This is a genomic window from Microbulbifer sp. ABH2_005 (assembly GCF_056160005.1).
The window spans coordinates 1,004,763-1,023,892 of record NZ_JBSWWI010000001.1 but is presented as its reverse complement, the minus strand read 5'-3'; the positions used below and the strand labels follow the sequence as shown (position 1 = coordinate 1,023,892).

The window sequence follows — 19,130 nt, the reverse complement described above, 5'->3', positions numbered from 1 at the left end:
GATTATTTACCCTCCGCAGCTTTAACCACTTGCTCAGCAGCATCGGTCAGGCTGGTAGCCGCGATAATGTTCAGGCTGCTGTCGCTCAGAACTTTAGCGCCCAGGTCTGCGTTGTTACCTTCCAGACGCACAACAACCGGTACTTTAACGCCCACTTCTTTTACTGCGCCCACAACGCCTTCGGCGATCATGTCACAGCGAACGATACCACCGAAGATGTTGATCAATACGGCTTTAACATTCTCATCAGACAGGATGATCTTGAACGCTTCAACAACACGCTCTTTAGTCGCGCCGCCACCAACGTCCAGGAAGTTAGCCGGCTTACCGCCGTGCAGGTTGACGATATCCATGGTACCCATGGCCAGACCAGCGCCGTTCACCATGCAGCCGATATTGCCATCCAGCGCTACGTAGTTCAGATCGAACTTGGCAGCGTGCGCTTCACGCGCGTCATCCTGAGAAGGATCGTGCATTTCGCGCAGGTCTGCGTGGCGGTACAGGGCGTTGCTGTCGATAACCACTTTGGCATCCAGACAGTGCAGGTTGCCTTCGGTGGTGATTACCAGCGGGTTGATTTCCAGCAGGGCCAGATCTTTTTCCTCGAACATTTTTGCCAGGCCGAGGAAGATCTTGGTGAACTGCTTAACCTGGGTCGGGTTCAGGCCCAGTTTGAAAGCCAGCTCGCGCGCTTGGTATGGCTGAGCGCCTACCAGCGGGTCGATGGTGGCCTTGAGGATTTTTTCCGGAGTCTCTTCCGCTACTTTCTCGATCTCAACGCCGCCTTCGGTGGAGGCCATGAAAACGATACGACGGGTGGAGCGGTCAACAACGGCACCGAGGTACAGTTCTTGATCGATATCGGTGCAGCTTTCAACCAGGATACGGGAAACCGGCTGACCATTTTCGTCTGTTTGATAAGTTACCAGGCGCTCGCCCAGCCACTTTTTGGCAAACTCTTCAATTTCTGCCTTGGAATCTACCAGCTTTACACCGCCAGCCTTACCGCGGCCACCAGCGTGTACCTGGGCTTTTACTACCCACTTATCACCGCCAATTTCGTCAGCCGCTGCTACTGCCGCTGCCGGGGTTTCCGCTGCAATGCCTTTGGAAACCGGCAATCCGTATGCCGCAAACAGTTGTTTGCCCTGATACTCATGCAAGTTCATAGTCAATACCAATTCACATGTGAAATGTGTTTATTAATTGCAGATCACTCTGCACCTGAGACACAGAATTCAAAATTTCCGTCGTTGCAAATTTTGAATTCTGCAAATGAAACCGGGGCAGCTAATTAATGAATAATTAGTGCCCCGACATCGAAAAAACTTCTTACTTACGCTTCTTGCGATTTACGGTGTGGATCGCATGGCCGTTTACACCCAGCGCCGCTTCCTTCACGGTCTCGGATAGGGTTGGGTGCGCAAATACGGTCATACCGATATCTTCGGCACTGGAGCCGAATTCCATCGCGATCGCCACCTGCTGAACCAGGTCTGCCGCAGATGGGCCAACAATGTGAGCGCCCAGTACGCGGTCAGTTTCCGCGTGAGCGATGATTTTCACAAAGCCCTGGGTATCGTTGGCAGCCATGGCGCGACCGTTGATCGCAAACGGGAAGCTGCCTACGTTGTAGGGCTCGCCGTCGGCTTTTACCTGCTCTTCGGTGCGGCCAACCGCAGCGATCTCCGGGTGGGTGTAGATCACGTTGGGGATCACATCGTAGTTCATCATCGGCTTCTGGCCGGCGATGCGCTCGGCAACCACAACACCTTCTTCAGAGGCCTTATGTGCGAGCATCGGGCCACGTACAACGTCACCGACCGCCCATACGCCCGGTGCGGAAGTCATGCACAGGTCGTTGACGTAGATAAATCCACGTTCGTCCATCTTCACACCGGCATCTTCGGACAGCAGACCTTCGGTGTAAGGGCGACGGCCCACACAGACGATCAACTTGTCGAAGGTTTCCTGGTGCTCCTTACCGTCTTTATCCTGGTAAGTGACGACCACTTCGTCGCCCTTCACTTCAGAGCCGGTTACACGGCAGGAAAGGCGGATATCCAAGCCCTGCTTCTTGAGAATTTTTTGGGATTCTTTGGCGACCTGCTGGTCCATCACCGACAGGAACTTGTCCAGGGCTTCCAGAACCACAACCTCGGAACCCAGGCGGTTCCAAACGGAGCCCAGCTCCAGGCCGATAACACCGGCACCGATCACGCCTAGACGCTTGGGTACTTTGGTGAATTCCAGAGCACCGGTGGAATCGACAATAATTTTGTCATCTACCGGAGCGGGCGGAATATTTACCGGTACAGAGCCGGAGGCCAAAATCACGTTTTCGGCTTCGTAAACAGTGCTGTTGCCTTCGTCGTCAGTCACTTCCACTTTCTTGTTGGCCAGCAGTCTGCCGGTGCCAAAAATGGAGGTCACCTTGTTGGCGGTGAACAGGCCGGCTACACCGCCGGTCAGTTTGTTGACGATCTCGCCCTTGCGCTCGATCATCTTGCTCACATCCATCTTGACCTTGCCGACTTCAATGCCGTGCACGTCGAGCGCGTCTTTGGCCTCGTGGTACTTCCAGGAGCTGTCCAGCAGAGCCTTAGAGGGAATACAACCTACGTTCAGGCAGGTACCGCCGTTTACGTATTTGCCTTCCTTGTTTTTCCACTTTTCAATACAAGCGGTTTTCAGGCCCAGCTGAGCGGCACGGATGGCAGCGACATAACCACCAGGACCAGAGCCAATTACGATTACGTCAAATTTTTCCGACATGATCAGTTCCAGATATTTCTAATGCAGTGTGATCGAGGGGGCCCGCAGGCCCCTGGACTTATTTCTTAAACTTCGAGCAGGATACGCGCTGGGTCTTCGATCATTTCCTTGATCGCTACCAGGAAGCCAACCGCTTCTTTACCGTCGATCAGACGGTGGTCATAGGACAGCGCCAGGTACATCATCGGCAGGATTTCCACCTTGCCATCTACCGCCATCGGGCGCTCCTGAATCTTGTGCATACCCAGGATTGCGGTTTGCGGTGGGTTCAGGATCGGGGTGGACAGCAGGGAACCGAAGACACCACCGTTGGTGATGGTGAAGGTACCGCCAGTCATCTCTTCGATAGACAGCTTGCCATCGCGGGCGCGCAGGCCCAGGTCGCGGATATTGTTTTCCATATCCGCCAGACCCATGTTCTCGGCGTTGCGCAGAATCGGCACAACCAGGCCTTTCGGCGAGGAAACCGCTACACCGATGTCCTGGTAGCCGTGGTAAACGATATCGTTACCATCGATAGACGCGTTCACCGCTGGGTAGCGCTTCAGTGCTTCTACCGCTGCCTTTACAAAGAAGCCCATAAAGCCCAGGCGGGTGCCGTTGTGGGTCTTTTCGAACAGGTCTTTGTAGTTCTTGCGCAGATCCATCACCGGCTTCATGTTCACCTCGTTAAAGGTGGTGAGCATGGCGGTGGACTGAGAGGCATCCAGCAGACGCTCAGCGATACGCTTGCGCATGCGGGTCATAGGTACACGCTTCTCTACGCGCTCACCCGGAGCCACTGCCACTTCGGCAACAGCGGCAGGCGCGGTAGCTGCGGGCGCAGTACCGGCTTTCATCACGTCTTCTTTAAGAACGCGGCCGCCCTTGCCTGTGCCTTCAACACCGGCCAGGTCAACGCCTTTTTCCGCCGCCATTTTCTTGGCAGACGGCATGGCGATTTTGTCACCGGCAGCGGGCGCTGCGGCTTCAGCGGCAGGCGCTTCGGCTTTTTCTTCCGCCGGAGCGGCAGCGGCACCGGCACCCTCTTCAAACTTGGCGATCACCTCATTGGAGAGAACGGTATCACCCTCGTCCTTGATGATTTCGGAAAGAGCGCCGTCTGCCGGCGCAACCACTTCCAGTACCACTTTGTCAGTTTCGATATCCACGATCAGTTCATCGCGGGACACGGCTTCGCCGGGTTTCTTGTGCCAGGTGGCGACAGTACCGTCCTGAACGGATTCCGGGAAAGTTGGCGCTTTAATCTCGATCGTCATTTTTCCTGTTTCCTGAGATTGACTCTGCTTTAATTACTGCCGCCCGTTACTTGACGGTCAGCGCCTCGTTGATGAACTTATTCTGTTCTTCTAGGTGCGTGGACATATAGCCCGCCGCAGGTGCCGCCGATGGCGCACGGCCCACGTATTCCAGATCCATCTTCGGATGGGTTTCCGACAGCAGGCGACGCAGGTGATGCTGGCTGGAGTACCAGGCGCCCTGGTTCATGGGCTCTTCCTGACACCAAGCGACACTCTTGATGTTTTTAAATGCCGACACCGCTTCCACAAACTCCTCGTCCGGGAAGGGGTACAGCTGCTCGATACGGACGAACGCCACATCTTCCTGCTCGCGCTCCATACGCGCTTCCAGCAGGTGGTAGTACACCTTGCCGGAACACAGGATCAGGCGCTTAACCTTGGCTGGGTCCACACCCTGATCCTGAATCACATTGTGGAAGCGGCCTTCGGCCAGCTCTTCCAGGCTGGAAGTCGCCAGCTTGTGACGCAGAATCCATTTCGGGCTCATAATAACCAGCGGACGGCGCATCGGGCGAATGGCCTGACGGCGCAGCAGGTGGAAGATCTGCGCCGGCGTGGTCGCGTTACACACCTGGATATTGTGCTCGGCACACAACTGCATAAAGCGCTCTAGACGCGCGGAGGAGTGCTCCGGGCCCTGACCTTCGTAGCCGTGTGGCAACAGCATCACCAGGCCGCACATACGACCCCACTTGTGCTCACCGGAAGTGATGAACTGGTCGATGACCACCTGGGCGCCGTTGGCGAAGTCGCCGAACTGGGCCTCCCAAACCACCAGGGACTTGGGCGTGGTGGTCGCATAGCCGTATTCGAAAGCCAGTACGGCCTCCTCAGACAGCAGCGAGTCGTAGATATAGAACGGTGGCTGGTCTTCGAACATGTGCTGCAAAGGCACATAGCTCTGGCCATCTTTCTGGCTGTGAATTACCGCATGACGGTGGGAGAAGGTACCGCGACCCACATCCTCACCGGTGAAGCGGATCATAAAACCCTCTTCCAGCAGGGTGCCATAAGCCAGGGTTTCCGCCATGCCCCAGTTCAGCGGCAAGGCGCCACCGGCCATCTTGCGGCGGTCATCGTAGATCTTGGAAACCTGACGCTGCATCACTACGCCATCGGGCACAGCGGTCATACGGTTAGCCACATCCTGCAGCTTCGGCAGCGCATAGCCGGTATCCGCAGACACCTGCCAGTCGTGGCCCAGGTAGGGACTCCAGTCTACAAACATGGAGGAGTCCGGCTGTTTCACCAAACCGGTAGCCACGTCTTCACCCGCATCCAGTTTGTCGCGGTAGTCGTTGGCCAGCTTGTCCGCGGCAGCCTTATCGAGGATGCCATCTTTCACCAGCTTCTCGGAATAGAGCGTGCGGGTGGTTTTATGCTTGCGGATGGTCTGGTACATCAGCGGCTGGGTACCAGAGGGGTCATCGGTTTCGTTGTGGCCACGGCGACGGTAGCACACCAGGTCGATAACGATGTCTTTCTTAAATTCGTAGCGGTAGTCCACCGCCAGCAGCGCAGCCAGCACAACCATTTCGGGGTCGTCGCCGTTTACGTGCAGCACCGGCGCATCGATCATCTTGGCCGGATCGGTGGAGTACTCGGTGGAGCGGGCATCTTCGCGCTTGCTGGTGGTAAAGCCCACCTGGTTGTTTAGTACGATGTGCACAGTACCGCCGGTGTAGTAACCGCGGGTCTGGGACATCTGCAGGGTTTCCTGCACAACACCCTGGCCGGCAAAAGCCGCGTCGCCGTGGATGTTGATCGGCATTACCTTCTCACCAGTGGCATCTTTACGGCGATCCTGGCGAGCGCGCACGGAACCGACCACTACCGGTGCACTGATTTCCAGGTGCGACGGGTTAAAGGCCAACGCCAAGTGCACTTCGCCACCGGGGGTCATGACATTGGAGGAGAAGCCTTGGTGGTATTTTACGTCACCTGAAGTATCCAGGGTTTTCTTGCCCTCGAACTCTTCAAACAGGTCCGATGGGTTCTTGCCGAGGATATTCACCAGGGTATTGAGGCGGCCACGGTGGGCCATGCCGATTACGATTTCCTTCACCCCGTAGGTACCGGAGCGGCGGATCAGAGCGTCCATCATCGGGATCAGACTCTCACCACCTTCCACACCGAAGCGCTTGGTGCCCGGGTATTTCGAGTCCAGGTGACGCTCCAGGCCCTCTGCTGCAGACAGGCGCTGCAAGATTTCAATCTGGATATCGGTGCCGAAGTTGGCCTTGGACTGGCTGCGCTCCAGGCGCTGCTGGAACCACTGCTGCTCTTCCAGGTTGGAGAGGTGCATGATTTCCGCACCCAGATTACCGCAGTAGGTGCGCTCCAGACCCTCTACGATCTCGCGCAGGGTGGCTTCTTCTTTGCCCAGGAACAGGCTACCGGTATTGAAGGTGGTATCGAAGTCGCCTTCAGTCAGACCGTGGTAGCTCAACTGCAGGTCGGGCACCTGTTCGCGGGCCATCAGGCCGAGCGGGTCGAGGGTGGCCTTTTTGTGACCGCGATGGCGATAGGAATCGATCAGTTGCAGAACTTTAATCTGCTTGCGCTCGTGTTCGATATTGACGGAGCCGGAGCCCGGCGCCACTACCGGGCGCGCGCGGTGTTTGCTGAGCAGCTCGAAGTGCTGGCGCACTGCGGCGTGTGAGACATCACTGCTGCCTTCAACGCGGGGGAGGCTGTCGAAGTAATTGCGCCACTCCTCCGGTACACCGTTGGGGTCGTGCAGATAGGTCTCGTAAAGCTCCTCCACATAGGCGGCATTGCCCCCGGAGATATGGGAGCTACGCCACAGCTGCTCCATGGTACTTTCGTGCATTTTGATGCCTACCTCGATTGCAGTGGACTCTCATCGCTCTGGCCACTGCGCTTTCCTTCACTCACAAAAGGGGAGGCGCATAAAGCCACCTCCCCTTTTTAATTTAATACCGGCCGGAGCCGGTTTTTGTCATTCGATCAGCGCCCTACCTGGCACCGGGCCCACCCGAGGCGGGCCCTGATGAAAGTCATCTCGTGACTTTCATCAATCCCTATACCGCGCGTGTCAGCAGCATATTGCGAATATGGCCAATGGCGCGGGTCGGGTTCAAACCCTTCGGACATACGTTGACACAGTTTTGAATGCCGTGGCAACGGAACACACTGAAGGGGTCGTCCAGGTTGGACAGACGCTCATCAGTGGCCAGGTCGCGACTGTCCGCCAGGAAGCGGTAAGCCTGCAACAGGCCGGCCGGGCCGATAAACTTATCCGGGTTCCACCAGAAAGAAGGACAGGCTGTGGAGCAGCAGGCGCACAGGATACACTCGTACAGGCCGTCGAGCTTTTCGCGATCCTCAGGGGATTGCAAGCGCTCAATCGCCGGTGCCGGGGTATCATTCTGCAGGTACGGCTCGATCTTCTTGTACTGCTCGTAGAACTGTTCCATATCCACAACCAGGTCGCGGATCACCGGCAGGCCCGGCAGCGGGCGCAGAATCAGTTTACCCTTGGGGGCAGCTTCAGACAGTGGCGTAGTGCACGCCAGACCGTTGCGGCCGGAAATGTTCATACCGTCGGAACCACACACACCTTCACGGCAGGAGCGGCGGAAGGACAGGGTCGGATCCTGAGCCTTGAGCAACTCCAACACGTCCAACACCATCAGGTCCTTGCCCTGGGTGTCGAGCTGGTAGTCCTGCATGTAAGGCGCTTTATCGGTTTCCGGGTTGTAACGGTAAATGCTTACTTTCAACATACTCTATTCCGCTCCCGAATCAGTAGGTCCGAGCTTTCGGTTCAAAGGCTTCCATGGTGGTCGGTGCGAAGTTTACCGCACGCTTGCCCACACGCTTCTCAGTTGGGAAGTACATAGAATGACACAGCCAGTTTTCATCATCGCGCTCCTGGAAGTCCTCGCGGGCATGGGCGCCGCGGCTCTCAGTGCGGGTCTCCGCGGCAATCGCGGTGGCCTCGGCAACTTCCAGCAGGTTCTGCAGTTCCAGGGCTTCAACACGGGCGGTGTTAAAGGCGCGGCTTCTGTCGTCTAAGCGTACGTTCTCGATACGCTCGCGCAGGTCGGCCAGCTTCTTCACACCTTCTGCCATGTAGTCGCCGCGGCGGAATACGCCGAAGTGATTCTGCATCACGCCCTGCAGTTCTTTGCGCAGATCTGCGGCCTTCTCGCCGGTCTCATTGCTCTCCAGGCGGTTCAGACGCGCCATCGCCGCTTCGAGGTCGGACTCGGAAGCTTCGCGGTGCTCGATTCCTTCACGCAGGGCCTTCTCGATAAACAGACCGGAAGCGCGGCCGAATACCACCAGATCCAGCAGTGAATTACCGCCCAGGCGGTTGGCGCCGTGTACGGATACACAGGCAACCTCACCACAGGCATAGAAGCCGTCGATGATCTGGTCGTTGCCGGCAGCATCCTGGGTCAGGGCCTGGCCGTGAACGTTGGTCGGGATACCGCCCATCATGTAGTGACAGGTGGGAACAACCGGAATCGGTGCTTTAACCGGGTCGACGTGTGCAAAGGTCTTGGACAGCTCACAGATACCAGGCAGGCGGCTGTTGAGCAGCTCTTCGCCCAGGTGATCGAGCTTCAGGAATACGTGATCGCCTTCCGGACCACAACCGCGGCCGTCGAGGAGCTCGAGCACCATAGAGCGGGCCACAACGTCGCGAGAGGCGAGGTCTTTGGCGTTGGGCGCATAGCGCTCCATAAAACGCTCGCCGTCTTTGTTGATCAGGTAACCACCCTCACCGCGACAACCTTCGGTCACGAGTACACCGGCACCGTAAATACCAGTCGGGTGGAACTGCCACATCTCGATGTCCTGTACAGGCATACCTGCGCGCAGGGCCATACCCACACCGTCGCCGGTGTTGATGTGTGCGTTAGTGGTGGAGGCGAAGATACGGCCGGCACCACCGGTGGCGAATACGGTCGCCTTGGACTTAATAAACACCACTTCGCCATCTTCGATGCACATGGCGATCACACCCACCACGGCACCGTCCTGGTTCTTCACCAGGTCAATAGCAAACCATTCGTTTAGGAATTCGGTTTGGTGCTTAACGTTGTTCTGGTAAAGAGTGTGCAGCAGCGCGTGGCCGGTACGGTCGGCGGCAGCACAGGTACGGGCAGCCTGGCCACCGCGGCCAAAATCTTTGGACTGACCACCGAAAGGACGCTGGTAAATACGGCCCTCTTCAGTACGAGAGAAAGGTAGGCCCATGTGCTCCAGTTCGAATACGGCCTCAGGGCCTACGGAACACATGTATTCGATCGCTTCCTGGTCGCCGATATAGTCGGAGCCTTTAACGGTGTCATACATGTGCCAGCGCCAATCATCATTGGGGTCGGAGCTGGCAATCGCACAGGTAATACCACCCTGGGCAGATACCGTGTGAGAACGGGTTGGGAATACTTTGGTGATTACCGCAGTCTTGTAGCCGGACTGGGCCATCTGCAGGGCCGCGCGCATACCCGCGCCGCCGCCGCCAATCACAATCCCGTCAAAAGAAATAGTTCGCATGTTCGCCATTGCTTATACACCCCAAAGAATTTCAATGCCCCACACCGTGTAAAGCACGGCAATCGCAGCCAGGATCACTTCCACGAACAGACGCAGAACAGTGGCCTTACCGCCCATCACCCGATTGGTGATGTAATCGGTAACCACGGACCAGAGACCAATCCAGGCGTGAATCACGGTGGACAGCAGGGCGACCAAGCTGAATACACGCATCCAGCGCTGGGCGAACAACTCAGACCAGGCCTGGTAGCCAAAGTCTTTGGTGAAAAAGATAAAGCCCACTATAAAGAGGACGTAAGCGAGCAGTATCACTGCGGTGACGCGCTGGTAGAGCCAGTCGAAAGTACCGCTACGGCCGAAGCTAGTTACTGTTCTTACCACAACCATACTCCCACTAAAAGAATAAGGATTACACTCACCACCAGCACGGCAATAGCGCTGCGACGACCACCTTCGAAGCTCTCACCCATACCCAAATCCATAAACAGGTGACGCACACCGGCCAACAGATGGTAAATAAGAGCTGCCAGGGAGGCCCACAAAATGAGCTTGGCAGGAATACTGTTAAATGCCGCCGCCATATCGGCGAAGCCCTGTTCGGATTCCAGGCTGGCATCGAGCATGCAGAGCAACAGCGCCACAACGGCGAAGAGCACTACACCAGATACACGGTGCAAAATGGAAACCAAAGCGGCAGCGGGAAGCTTTATAGTGGAAATGTCTAAATTGACAGGTCTGTTTTTGTTCACAGGAAAAACACCTTGTTGCCCTGAACGACCGGGCGCCCGTTAGCTTTTCAAATTGGGAGGGACGAGCTGCTTGCTGATCACTTTGCACTCGACCTGATGAAGCCTTGTACAAAGTAGCCGTACCATGGCGCAAGCCGCGCGGATTATAGGCATTCAATAGTCAAAACACAACGAACGCCTTGTAATACGCCAGCTCAGCGGGCCTCGCAGGAACAGGATTTGAGCCAACGGGATTTCCACAGATTTTTGTGTCCACCACCAGGCAAAAGCTCTACCAGTCAACGCTGTCGCCGGATATCCTGTTGCTGGCAGACTGGCCGTCCACTCCTTTGGGTTTGACAATTTGCGGCGCGGCACTTAAGTTTGGCCCCGCTCAAAAGGCCGCCAGCACCCGAAAACACTAGGAAAAGGCCGCCATAAGAACAGTTTTAGGAGTCCGCAATGTCCGATAAAAAAGCGCAACTCACGGTCGACGGTATCGACGGCGCTATTGAAATGCCCGTACGCTCCGGCACCCTCGGCCCCGATGTTGTCGATGTCGGTAACCTGACCGGCAAAGGCTTATTCACCTACGACCCGGGCTTCGTATCCACTGCCGCATGTGAATCCAAGATCACTTTTATCGATGGCGCCAAAGGTCAACTTCTGCACCGCGGCTACCCCATTGAGCAGCTGGCAGAGAAGTCTGACTACCTCGAGACCTGCTACCTGCTAATGAACGGCGAACTGCCCAACGCCGAGCAGAAAAAAGATTACGTGGACACCATCATGTCCCACACCATGGTGCATGAAGCCCTGGTGAACTTCTTTAAAGGTTTCCATTACGACGCTCACCCGATGGCGATGCTGTGCGGCGTGGTTGGCGCTCTCGCCTCCTTCTACCACGACTCTCTGGATATCACCAACCCAGAGCACCGTGAGATCTCCGCACACCGCCTGATCGCCAAGATGCCGACTTTGGCTGCCATGTGCTACAAGCACTCCAAAGGCCAGCCCTTCATGTATCCGGACAATAGCCGCAGCTACTCCGAGAACTTCTTGCACATGATGTTCGGCAATCCCTGCGAGCCCAGCAAAATCGATCCGATTGTCGCCAAGGCAATGGATATCATCTTCCTGCTGCACGCCGACCACGAGCAGAATGCTTCAACCTCTACCGTGCGTCTGGCCGGTTCCTCCGGCGCCAACCCCTTCGCTTGCATCTCTTCCGGTATTGCCGCCCTGTGGGGACCGGCACACGGCGGTGCTAACGAAGCAGTACTGAATATGCTGCAGGAAATCGGCGACGAGAGCCGCATCGACGAGTTTGTGAAGCGCGCTAAAGACAAGAACGACCCCTTCCGCCTGATGGGTTTCGGACACCGCGTTTACAAGAATTTCGACCCGCGCTCCCGCGTAATGCAGGGCATTTGCGACGAAGTTCTGGGTGCAATGGGTGCCGAGAACGATCCACTGCTGAAGATTGCCAAGCGCCTGGAAAAAATCGCGCTCGAAGATGATTACTTCGTCGAGAAGAAACTCTACCCGAACGTCGACTTCTACTCCGGTATTATCATGAAAGCGATCGGCATCCCCACCGATATGTTTACCGTGATCTTTGCCACCGGCCGCACCTCCGGCTGGATTGCACACTGGAATGAGATGATTTCCAACCCGCATAAAATTGGCCGTCCGCGCCAGCTTTATACCGGCTATACCCAGCGCGATTACCTGCCGCTGGAACAGCGCTAATAGAGCCAAAAATAAAAAACCCGGCAAGGCCGGGTTTTTATTATCTGAAATAAACAGCCACAACCAGATTAATATCCAACAAATTTAAGATAGTGCAACAATCGACATCGCAGCCGATTGTGATGCGCATCACAATTTTAAAATAATCATCCCGTTGCAACTCCCGCCATACAGTAAAAACCCTGTCATGCAATGTAAAATCCGCGCCTCCCGGACCGGGTGAATTTGCACTGTAGTTCCCATACCACAGCAGCCACCTGCCCGCGGTTTTCCTTACTCGCACAATTCACAAAATTAAAACTATCAAGGGCACAGCATATGCTTAGCTTCATCTCCGGTATGTTCCGAGGTAGCAAGTCTTCCGACAGCGTCGACCTGGAAGAAAAATACACTCGCAGCAACTATGCCAGCGCCAAGGGCAGCCGAACCATTTCTTACGATCCAACACTGATCAAGGCGCTGGAAGATGACCATCGAACCCTGATTGGCATTTTCCAACGTATGTGGTCTGAGGGTTATGAAAAACAAAACTATCGCCAGCTCTCTCAGCTACTGACTCAATTCAAGTCCGGCTTTCAGGCACACCTGATCAAGGAAAATGTGCGCTTTTATGTCTACCTGGAGCAGGCTCTTGCCGGTGATGCGCACACTCTGCAGGTCGTAAAAGACTTCCGCACAGATATGAATGAAATCGCCAATGCCGTTGTGCAATTCTGCAAGCGCTACAACCACGAAGCCTTCACCCCAGAAATGGTTCGCGACTTCAAAATGGATTACCAAAAAATAGGTGAGGCATTGACTCGTCGCACCGCGCTGGAAGAAAAGGAACTGTACGTTCTCTACCAGCCATCCTAAGAGATTATTTTAAATAGAGGAGCCGATTTCGTTACTCGACTTTTATAGGAATTGGGCACAAGCCAATAAGTGAGTAACAACTTATCTGGCAAACACTCTGTAAAAATATCTGCGACCCACAGGGACGGGGCGCATATTTTTTTAGCCACCTTGAAGCCTACACCCCATGGCTAATCAAACTTACCCACCTAGTAGGTATTGACAGTAGGCCGCCTAATAAAAAAGGTTTTCTCAATATAAAAAATAAAGCACGCATAATCGGGCCGACCGCTACTGCGCAGCGACAACGCTCAAAAAAAAGCGAGCGATAACAACAGCTTAACAAAACTTTCCAGCCAGACCTCCCTTAACTCCCCCTTATCTACCACCATTTCTATTCAAGACTAGACGTTTATTTAATTTTGTTTAAACATATGGAAACTAGAATTTAAAAAAACTTACAACGGTGGAATATTGGTCTAGAAAATTCTGAAAGCTTTGTGGCTTAAAAAAAAGAATGACAAACAGGCCAGTATTAAAAGCCGGGGGATTCGGGGGAAATATGACTGAACTAAAAAGTTCAGCTGCTCGTCAATGTTCACCAGATGGCGCCCGCACCAGCGACAGCGGCTATCCAATATATGTGATTGTAGGCACTGGGCCAGTCGGTGTCCGCTGTGCACAAAAACTGCTTGAGTTCTGTGACGAAGCGCAAGTTGTCATCTATGGTGCCGAAACAGAATCGCCCTACAATCGGGTAAAGCTATCTCAGTACCTATCCCGTCATGTAGAGCGAGAGGAACTCGACAATCCCATTCTCGGCAAGAGTGATCATCGGCTCGCAGAATATATCGATCGCAAAATCCTCTCTATCGATCGCGTCAAAAAAACGGTAACGGATGCTGCCGGTAATATTCAGCCCTATACTAAGCTGATCCTGGCCACTGGCTCCAACCCGAAGATTCCCGCAGTCCCCGGTGCGGATCTACCCGGCGTTTATCCGTTTCGCAGCCTGCGCAACACCAATGACCTGATTGCCCTGCGGGAACGACACGCCGATATATGTGTGATCGGCGCCGGCGCCTTGGGACTGGAAGCGGCAACCGCACTAAAAACACCGAAAAATACTGTCACGCTACAATCTCGCGGCAAATTACTGAGCGGCCTATTGGGTGAAGAAGGTGAGGAGTTTTTGAAATCCTCCCTTGCCGCCCTTGGTGTGGAATTGAAAGTTGGCTCAAACCTGAAATCCATTGAACGGCAAGGGGAAAAATCCACCCTTCAGTTCGCCGATAGTGGAAGCCTCAGTGTCGATGCTATTGTTCTCTGCACTGGTATTCAGCCAGAAGTCTCCCTCGCCCAGCAGGCCGGGCTCGAAATTGACAGAGGGGTAGTTGTCAACGAGTGGATGCAGACCTCCGACCCGGATGTCTACGCCATTGGGGAGTGCGCCGAGTTTGACCAGAAGGTTTATCAGCTGGTTCGCCCCGGCTACGAGCAGGCGGAAAGTTGCTGCTCGCATATTCGTCGCGACCATGGCGGCGAGATTTTAGAGCGCCCCTACTCCGGCAGCTATACAGATATTCAACTCAAGATCGCCCATATTCCCTGTGCCATTATGGGGGATGTTGCCTCCGACAACCTTCAGCAGCAGGAAGGTTTGCAGAGCCATGTTTTCCGCAACCGTTTCAAGGGTATCTATCGCCGACTATTTGTTAAAGATGGACGCATTCTCGGTGCTATTTATATCGGAAGTTGGGACGAGGCAAACAGCCTGCGCCAAGCCGTGGCGCAGGAGGAAAAAGTCAGTACGCGAGCACTGAAACAGTTTGCCGACGAAGGCCGACTTTTCGGCCAACAGACTTCAAACAGTATTAAGAGTTTCCCCGACAGCTACCTGGTATGCCAGTGCAATTCCGTCAGCAAAGGCGAGTTGTGCAAGGCGATTTCCGAGGGCAAACGCACACTAAACGAACTGCAACAGGCCACCACCGCAGGCTCTGTCTGCGGCAGCTGTCGCCCCTTAATGGCCGAGCTACTCGATGCGCCTGTGCCCAACCTGGTTATGCGCCATGCCAAGGGCATACTGATTACTTCGATCATTTCCCTTCTCTTGATTACTTTGTCATTCCTAATGCCGCCCCCACCGATATCCGACTCTGTGCAGAGCGGCCAGTTTTGGGAAAAACTCTGGTATGACAATTTCTGGAAACAGGTAACCGGCTACACTATTCTCGCACTGTGCTTGTTTACTGCCGCACTGAGTCTGCGCAAACGCTGGAAAAAACTTTCCTACGGACATGTGGATCACTGGCGATATGCCCACAGTATCACCGGAGTGATTGCCGTGGCTGCCCTTGCTGTCCACACCGGCTTCCGCATGGGGCAAAACCTCAATCTTGCACTCATGCTCGTCTTCCTTGGCGTTACCGCTACCGGTTCCCTTGTCGGCGTCTTTATGGCCCGCAACCATCACTGGACCGACCTCAGGTTGCGTGAACACCGCAAATGGTGGTCATACGTTCATTACGCCTTGCTTTGGGCACTGCCGGTACTCCTCGCCTATCACATTCTTGCGGTTTATTACTTCTAAATGAAATCTTATCAATTTAAATTTTGGCACTACGGCCTGCTGTTGACCCTGGTAGTGGGCGCTTATGCTTCGTATAACCTGACTGCAGATGACAAGTCCCTGTTTATCACCGGTGAACCCACGCATGGCCACCACCAGATAGAGCTCGCTTGCACCTCCTGTCATACCGATGGTTTTGCCGGTGAAGAATCTATTCAACAGTCTTGCCTGAACTGCCACGCAGAGGAACTGGAACTGGCCGATGACTCCCATCCCCGCAAAAAATTCCTCGACCCCCGCAATGCTCAATTGCTGGAAACCCTGGATGCGCGCCAATGCATCAGTTGCCATACGGAACACAAGCAACAAATTACCCGCGAAATGGGCGTCAGCCTGGCCGGAGATTTCTGCTTTCACTGTCACAGCGAAATTGCCGAAGAGCGCAGCAGCCACCAAGGCATGGGATTTGAAACCTGCGCCAGCGCCGGCTGCCACAACTACCACGATAACGGCACCCTCTACGAGGATTTCCTAATCGCCCATGTAGGGCAACCGGATCTACTTGAAGATGCAAAATTGCCGGCGCGTACCGCCATGCAGTCCTGGTTGCAGAAACACCCAAATAGCAAACCATTACAGTTGCAGCAGGCAGATATCCATGAAGAAACTGCAACTGCAGAAATCGCTACGGCCTGGGCACAGAGCCCCCACGCACAGGCTGAGGTGAACTGCAGCAGTTGCCACGCCGATGGGCAGATGCAATTTACTAGCACGGAAGTGGTAGAGCAGTGCGCTAGCTGCCATAGCGACCAGCGGGAATCCTTTACGCAAGGAAAACACGGCATGCGACTTTCTTCCAAGCTACCGCAAGAGTTTGTCCAGCAGGTCGGCGCCATGACGCCGAACCAGGCCTGGATACCCATGCAGTCTGACGCCTCTGGGGAGTTGAGCTGTACCAGCTGTCACAGCCCGCACGATGTCGATTTACAGTTCGCCGCAGTGGAAGCCTGCCTCAGTTGCCACAGCGATGAACACAGCTTGGCTTACAAAGAGTCACCGCACTTCGACACCTGGCAAGCAAACTCAGATAACGGCGTCAGCTGCGCCAGCTGCCACTTGCCAAGGGAAACCCACGGTGAGCAGGTCGTAGTTAACCACAACCAGAATCACAATCTCCGCCCCAACGAAAAAATGTTACCCGTCTGCCTGAACTGCCATGGGGCGGAGTTTTCCCTGGCGGCTCTCGCAGACAAAAAACTGATCTCACAGAATTTCAAGCATAAGCCCGCGGACAAACACGAAACGTTTGACTTAATTCGCGATCGCATTGCGAGAATTTCCAATAGCAAAAAAAATGAAACCAAATCCCAATAGGAGGGGAACACTATGCGTATTGCCGCTTGTTTTATCGCCGGACTGGCTCTACTTACTGGCTGTGAAAAAAACCAGGGAGTAGCGCCTGAGCGAATGGCGGATGCCATCTTTGCCGTTATTGAGGCAGATAGGGCAAACTACACCAACAAGGTAGTTAACCGTTTACAAAATGAAGAAAAAGTCTTGGATGCCGATGAGCATTGGCAGGATAAAAAACTGCTGCCTCTGCCCGCACAAATGATGCGCATGGGCGCTGAGCGAGTTGCAGAAAAAGGTTCTGGCTTCAGTTATGCACTGCTATCTCTGTGGCCGGTGAACAAACAAAACAAGCCTCGTACCGAAATGGAAAAGCAAGGCCTACAGTATGTCATCGACAACCCGGGTGAAAATTTTTACGGCCGTGAGACACTGGGTGATACCGAATACTTCACCGCGGTTTACGCCGATGTGGGCGTCTCCCCAGCTTGTGTCAGCTGCCACAACGACCACGCCGACAGCCCTCGCGATAATTTCGAGCTCGGCGAAACCATGGGTGGCGTGGTTATCCGTATACCACTCTAATCCATCTCTTGAGATCGCTTAGATAACCTGAACCCCGGCACTAACTTGCCGGGGTTTTTTCTAGCGCCCTGCCAAGCTCGCAGCCCAATAGGTATCAACTTCTTCTCCTCAAGCTTTTTTAACAATCTAGATATCAATTTCGTGCGAAATTAGCAGGAAAATATCTTAAAGAAGGCAAAGAGAAACATGGGGAATATGGAAGGAAAATTGGAAGAAAAATTGAAAAGTACAATTAATTAGCGGCCGAATTCATTTCGACCGCTCCCTCTTTAAAATGACTGGCTCTACTCCCGCTGCAACCTCGCTGAAATCATTTCAGACCAGTGGTCACCCGCTGTGGGCCTATTTCCGGGTAAGTCCAGTCTCCATTACGGACCGCTTCTTGTTAACGCTTCGCTCCGCAAAGCTCACCTAGGCACTTATATAATAGGCTCACATTAAAGAAGATCAAAGTGAACGCCTTGGCATAACACTATGCCTGGCAGTCTAAAAAATTAACTTTGAGAGAGGTTCAAACAGCGGAAAAGATAAACTGAACCGCTGAGTTATTTTAACGGCGCAATCAGTCCCTCAAGCCCCTCGATCTTGATCTCCAAAGTCAGGGCCATCAGCTGCCCCAGTTTCCCCTCTGGAAAGCCCTCTTTGGCAAACCAAAGCAGATACTCCTCGGGGAGATCAATCAGCGGCCTGCCCGCATATTTACCGAAGGGCATTGGGGTTCGTGCAATATCAACCAACTGCTGCTTTTCAAACATCGGAAAATCCTTCAAATCCCTTATTTTGTACTATAAGCGGCTAACAACTTAGATATTTGTTGCTGCCCCACCCCCACCCTACACTGGCTGCGAAATAATTCGGTCAGTTTTGCCGAATCTCTATACCTTAAGCATCACTGAAAGAGGTGACTATGCGTATCAAAGCCATTAAATATCTCTGCCTCACCGCAGTGTTGACTGCGGGCCTTGGCGGCCAGGGCTGCGCCAATATGAGTGATACTGACCGCCGCATAGGAACCGGCATCGGTGTTGGTGCCGTAACCGGCGCCCTGATCAGTGGTGGCCGCCCCGGTGGTACCGCGGCAGGTGCAGTTATCGGCGCGGGTGCAGGCTACCTTTATGATAGAGACAGAAAGCGCAGAGACTACTATCGCTATCGTGGTCGCTACTATCGTTATTAATTCTTAGTGGAGAATAGATAGGCTGGGAGCAGTTGCCTGGCTTATCCCGCGGTGCGGCTAGCCACACCGCGGGATATCCATGAAGAACTGAGAATTGACCACAAAATATCTCAGCCTAGGAATTAGCCCCTTTCCGGACAAACAAAACTAGAGCAACTTGGTCTTGGTTTTTCCGCAGCGCTCGCAAGAGTATTCGGTAACGAGTTTACCCTGCTTCACATCAAATTTACGCTCGGTGACCACTTTCCATTTGTGGAAACCATCCCGGCAAAGAGAGCTGCCCTTATGCTTCTGCCAAGCAGTTTTTCTTTTAAAAGGAATTACATCGCCCATATGTTCTCGCACAATAAAGTTTGAACACTAATTTTATTTTGGAACAATAAAGTTTGAACACTAATCACTTCAAGAGCCTAACTGTACCTTTGGGGTATCAAACAGGTGAGATAAATGAAGAGGTAAGTTGCTTCAAATTACACATACATACCGACAATTTTATCCTAAAAAAAGAAAAAATTAGATATAGC

Annotated in this window: 16 protein-coding genes; 6 read left to right on the top strand and 10 right to left on the bottom strand. The window is 53.9% G+C overall.

Annotation, left to right across the window (positions count from 1 at the left end; translation table 11 throughout):
- Nucleotides 1–2: 2 nt before the first annotated feature.
- From sucC to sdhC, 8 genes are all read right to left on the bottom strand, one after another.
- The gene (sucC, locus tag ACXAFI_RS04440; protein ID WP_475107818.1) at nt 3–1,169 is read right to left on the bottom strand and encodes an ADP-forming succinate--CoA ligase subunit beta; all 1,167 of its coding nucleotides are present in this window, start codon (nt 1,167–1,169) and stop codon (nt 3–5) included.
- 163 nt (nt 1,170–1,332) lie between these two features.
- Nucleotides 1,333–2,775 (bottom strand): dihydrolipoyl dehydrogenase, encoded by a 1,443-nt coding sequence (gene lpdA, locus ACXAFI_RS04435; RefSeq protein ID WP_152454466.1) that lies wholly within the window; start codon nt 2,773–2,775, stop codon nt 1,333–1,335.
- A gap of 65 nt (nt 2,776–2,840) precedes the next feature.
- Complete coding sequence (odhB, locus tag ACXAFI_RS04430) at nt 2,841–4,034, bottom strand: 2-oxoglutarate dehydrogenase complex dihydrolipoyllysine-residue succinyltransferase (protein ID WP_475107817.1); 1,194 nt, start codon at nt 4,032–4,034, stop codon at nt 2,841–2,843.
- Nucleotides 4,035–4,080: 46 nt separating this feature from the next.
- Nucleotides 4,081–6,909 carry a 2-oxoglutarate dehydrogenase E1 component gene (locus tag ACXAFI_RS04425; RefSeq protein ID WP_475107816.1) on the bottom strand — a complete coding sequence of 943 codons (2,829 nt, stop codon included), beginning with the start codon at nt 6,907–6,909 and terminating at the stop codon, nt 4,081–4,083.
- A gap of 211 nt (nt 6,910–7,120) precedes the next feature.
- Nucleotides 7,121–7,825: a succinate dehydrogenase iron-sulfur subunit gene (locus ACXAFI_RS04420; protein ID WP_252082928.1), complete on the bottom strand. Its 705-nt coding sequence runs from the start codon at nt 7,823–7,825 to the stop codon at nt 7,121–7,123.
- A 19-nt stretch (nt 7,826–7,844) separates the two neighbouring features.
- A complete protein-coding gene (sdhA, locus tag ACXAFI_RS04415; RefSeq protein ID WP_475107815.1) occupies nt 7,845–9,617 on the bottom strand; it encodes a succinate dehydrogenase flavoprotein subunit in 1,773 nt (590 codons plus the stop codon).
- Nucleotides 9,618–9,620: 3 nt separating this feature from the next.
- Nucleotides 9,621–9,989 carry a succinate dehydrogenase, hydrophobic membrane anchor protein gene (gene sdhD, locus ACXAFI_RS04410; RefSeq protein ID WP_152454471.1) on the bottom strand — a complete coding sequence of 123 codons (369 nt, stop codon included), beginning with the start codon at nt 9,987–9,989 and terminating at the stop codon, nt 9,621–9,623.
- Nucleotides 9,983–10,357 carry a succinate dehydrogenase, cytochrome b556 subunit gene (gene sdhC / locus ACXAFI_RS04405; protein ID WP_444919680.1) on the bottom strand — a complete coding sequence of 125 codons (375 nt, stop codon included), beginning with the start codon at nt 10,355–10,357 and terminating at the stop codon, nt 9,983–9,985. The genes sdhD and sdhC overlap by 7 nt, the downstream gene beginning before the upstream one ends.
- Nucleotides 10,358–10,798: 441 nt before the next feature.
- Between sdhC and gltA the strand changes: the two genes are divergently transcribed.
- The 5 genes from gltA (at nt 10,799) to ACXAFI_RS04380 (ending at nt 17,429) form a co-directional block, all read left to right on the top strand.
- On the top strand, nt 10,799–12,088 hold the full coding sequence (gene gltA, locus ACXAFI_RS04400) for a citrate synthase (RefSeq protein WP_444919681.1): 1,290 nt from the start codon (nt 10,799–10,801) through the stop codon (nt 12,086–12,088).
- Nucleotides 12,089–12,406: 318 nt separating this feature from the next.
- Nucleotides 12,407–12,943, top strand: coding sequence for a hemerythrin domain-containing protein (locus ACXAFI_RS04395; RefSeq protein ID WP_152454474.1), 537 nt, complete (start codon nt 12,407–12,409; stop codon nt 12,941–12,943).
- A 541-nt stretch (nt 12,944–13,484) separates the two neighbouring features.
- On the top strand, nt 13,485–15,515 hold the full coding sequence (locus ACXAFI_RS04390; protein WP_475107814.1) for an FAD-dependent oxidoreductase: 2,031 nt from the start codon (nt 13,485–13,487) through the stop codon (nt 15,513–15,515).
- Nucleotides 15,516–16,868, top strand: a complete 1,353-nt coding sequence (locus tag ACXAFI_RS04385) for a cytochrome c3 family protein (protein ID WP_475107813.1) — start codon at nt 15,516–15,518, stop codon at nt 16,866–16,868.
- A 12-nt stretch (nt 16,869–16,880) separates the two neighbouring features.
- A complete protein-coding gene (locus ACXAFI_RS04380) occupies nt 16,881–17,429 on the top strand; it encodes a Tll0287-like domain-containing protein (protein WP_444919684.1) in 549 nt (182 codons plus the stop codon).
- Between the two features lie 545 nt (nt 17,430–17,974).
- Here ACXAFI_RS04380 and ACXAFI_RS04375 read toward each other — a convergent pair.
- Nucleotides 17,975–18,184, bottom strand: a complete 210-nt coding sequence (locus ACXAFI_RS04375) for a DUF3820 family protein (protein ID WP_475107812.1) — start codon at nt 18,182–18,184, stop codon at nt 17,975–17,977.
- 152 nt (nt 18,185–18,336) lie between these two features.
- Between ACXAFI_RS04375 and ACXAFI_RS04370 the strand changes: the two genes are divergently transcribed.
- A complete protein-coding gene (locus ACXAFI_RS04370) occupies nt 18,337–18,606 on the top strand; it encodes a hypothetical protein (RefSeq protein ID WP_444919685.1) in 270 nt (89 codons plus the stop codon).
- 147 nt (nt 18,607–18,753) lie between these two features.
- Here ACXAFI_RS04370 and ACXAFI_RS04365 read toward each other — a convergent pair whose 3' ends face one another.
- A complete protein-coding gene (locus ACXAFI_RS04365; RefSeq protein WP_475107811.1) occupies nt 18,754–18,939 on the bottom strand; it encodes a hypothetical protein in 186 nt (61 codons plus the stop codon).
- Nucleotides 18,940–19,130: the final 191 nt, after the last annotated feature.

Bases quoted from the DNA above. Each gene is read 5' to 3' on its own strand.
- sucC (WP_475107818.1), bottom strand. From the start codon at position 1,169: ATGAACTTGCATGAGTATCAGGGCAAACAACTGTTTGCGGCATACGGA.
- lpdA (WP_152454466.1), bottom strand. From the start codon at position 2,775: ATGTCGGAAAAATTTGACGTAATCGTAATTGGCTCTGGTCCTGGTGGT.
- odhB (WP_475107817.1), bottom strand. From the start codon at position 4,034: ATGACGATCGAGATTAAAGCGCCAACTTTCCCGGAATCCGTTCAGGAC.
- ACXAFI_RS04425 (WP_475107816.1), bottom strand. From the start codon at position 6,909: ATGCACGAAAGTACCATGGAGCAGCTGTGGCGTAGCTCCCATATCTCC.
- ACXAFI_RS04420 (WP_252082928.1), bottom strand. From the start codon at position 7,825: ATGTTGAAAGTAAGCATTTACCGTTACAACCCGGAAACCGATAAAGCG.
- sdhA (WP_475107815.1), bottom strand. From the start codon at position 9,617: ATGGCGAACATGCGAACTATTTCTTTTGACGGGATTGTGATTGGCGGC.
- gltA (WP_444919681.1), top strand. From the start codon at position 10,799: ATGTCCGATAAAAAAGCGCAACTCACGGTCGACGGTATCGACGGCGCT.
- ACXAFI_RS04395 (WP_152454474.1), top strand. From the start codon at position 12,407: ATGCTTAGCTTCATCTCCGGTATGTTCCGAGGTAGCAAGTCTTCCGAC.
- ACXAFI_RS04390 (WP_475107814.1), top strand. From the start codon at position 13,485: ATGACTGAACTAAAAAGTTCAGCTGCTCGTCAATGTTCACCAGATGGC.
- ACXAFI_RS04385 (WP_475107813.1), top strand. From the start codon at position 15,516: ATGAAATCTTATCAATTTAAATTTTGGCACTACGGCCTGCTGTTGACC.
- ACXAFI_RS04380 (WP_444919684.1), top strand. From the start codon at position 16,881: ATGCGTATTGCCGCTTGTTTTATCGCCGGACTGGCTCTACTTACTGGC.
- ACXAFI_RS04375 (WP_475107812.1), bottom strand. From the start codon at position 18,184: ATGTTTGAAAAGCAGCAGTTGGTTGATATTGCACGAACCCCAATGCCC.
- ACXAFI_RS04370 (WP_444919685.1), top strand. From the start codon at position 18,337: ATGCGTATCAAAGCCATTAAATATCTCTGCCTCACCGCAGTGTTGACT.
- ACXAFI_RS04365 (WP_475107811.1), bottom strand. From the start codon at position 18,939: ATGGGCGATGTAATTCCTTTTAAAAGAAAAACTGCTTGGCAGAAGCAT.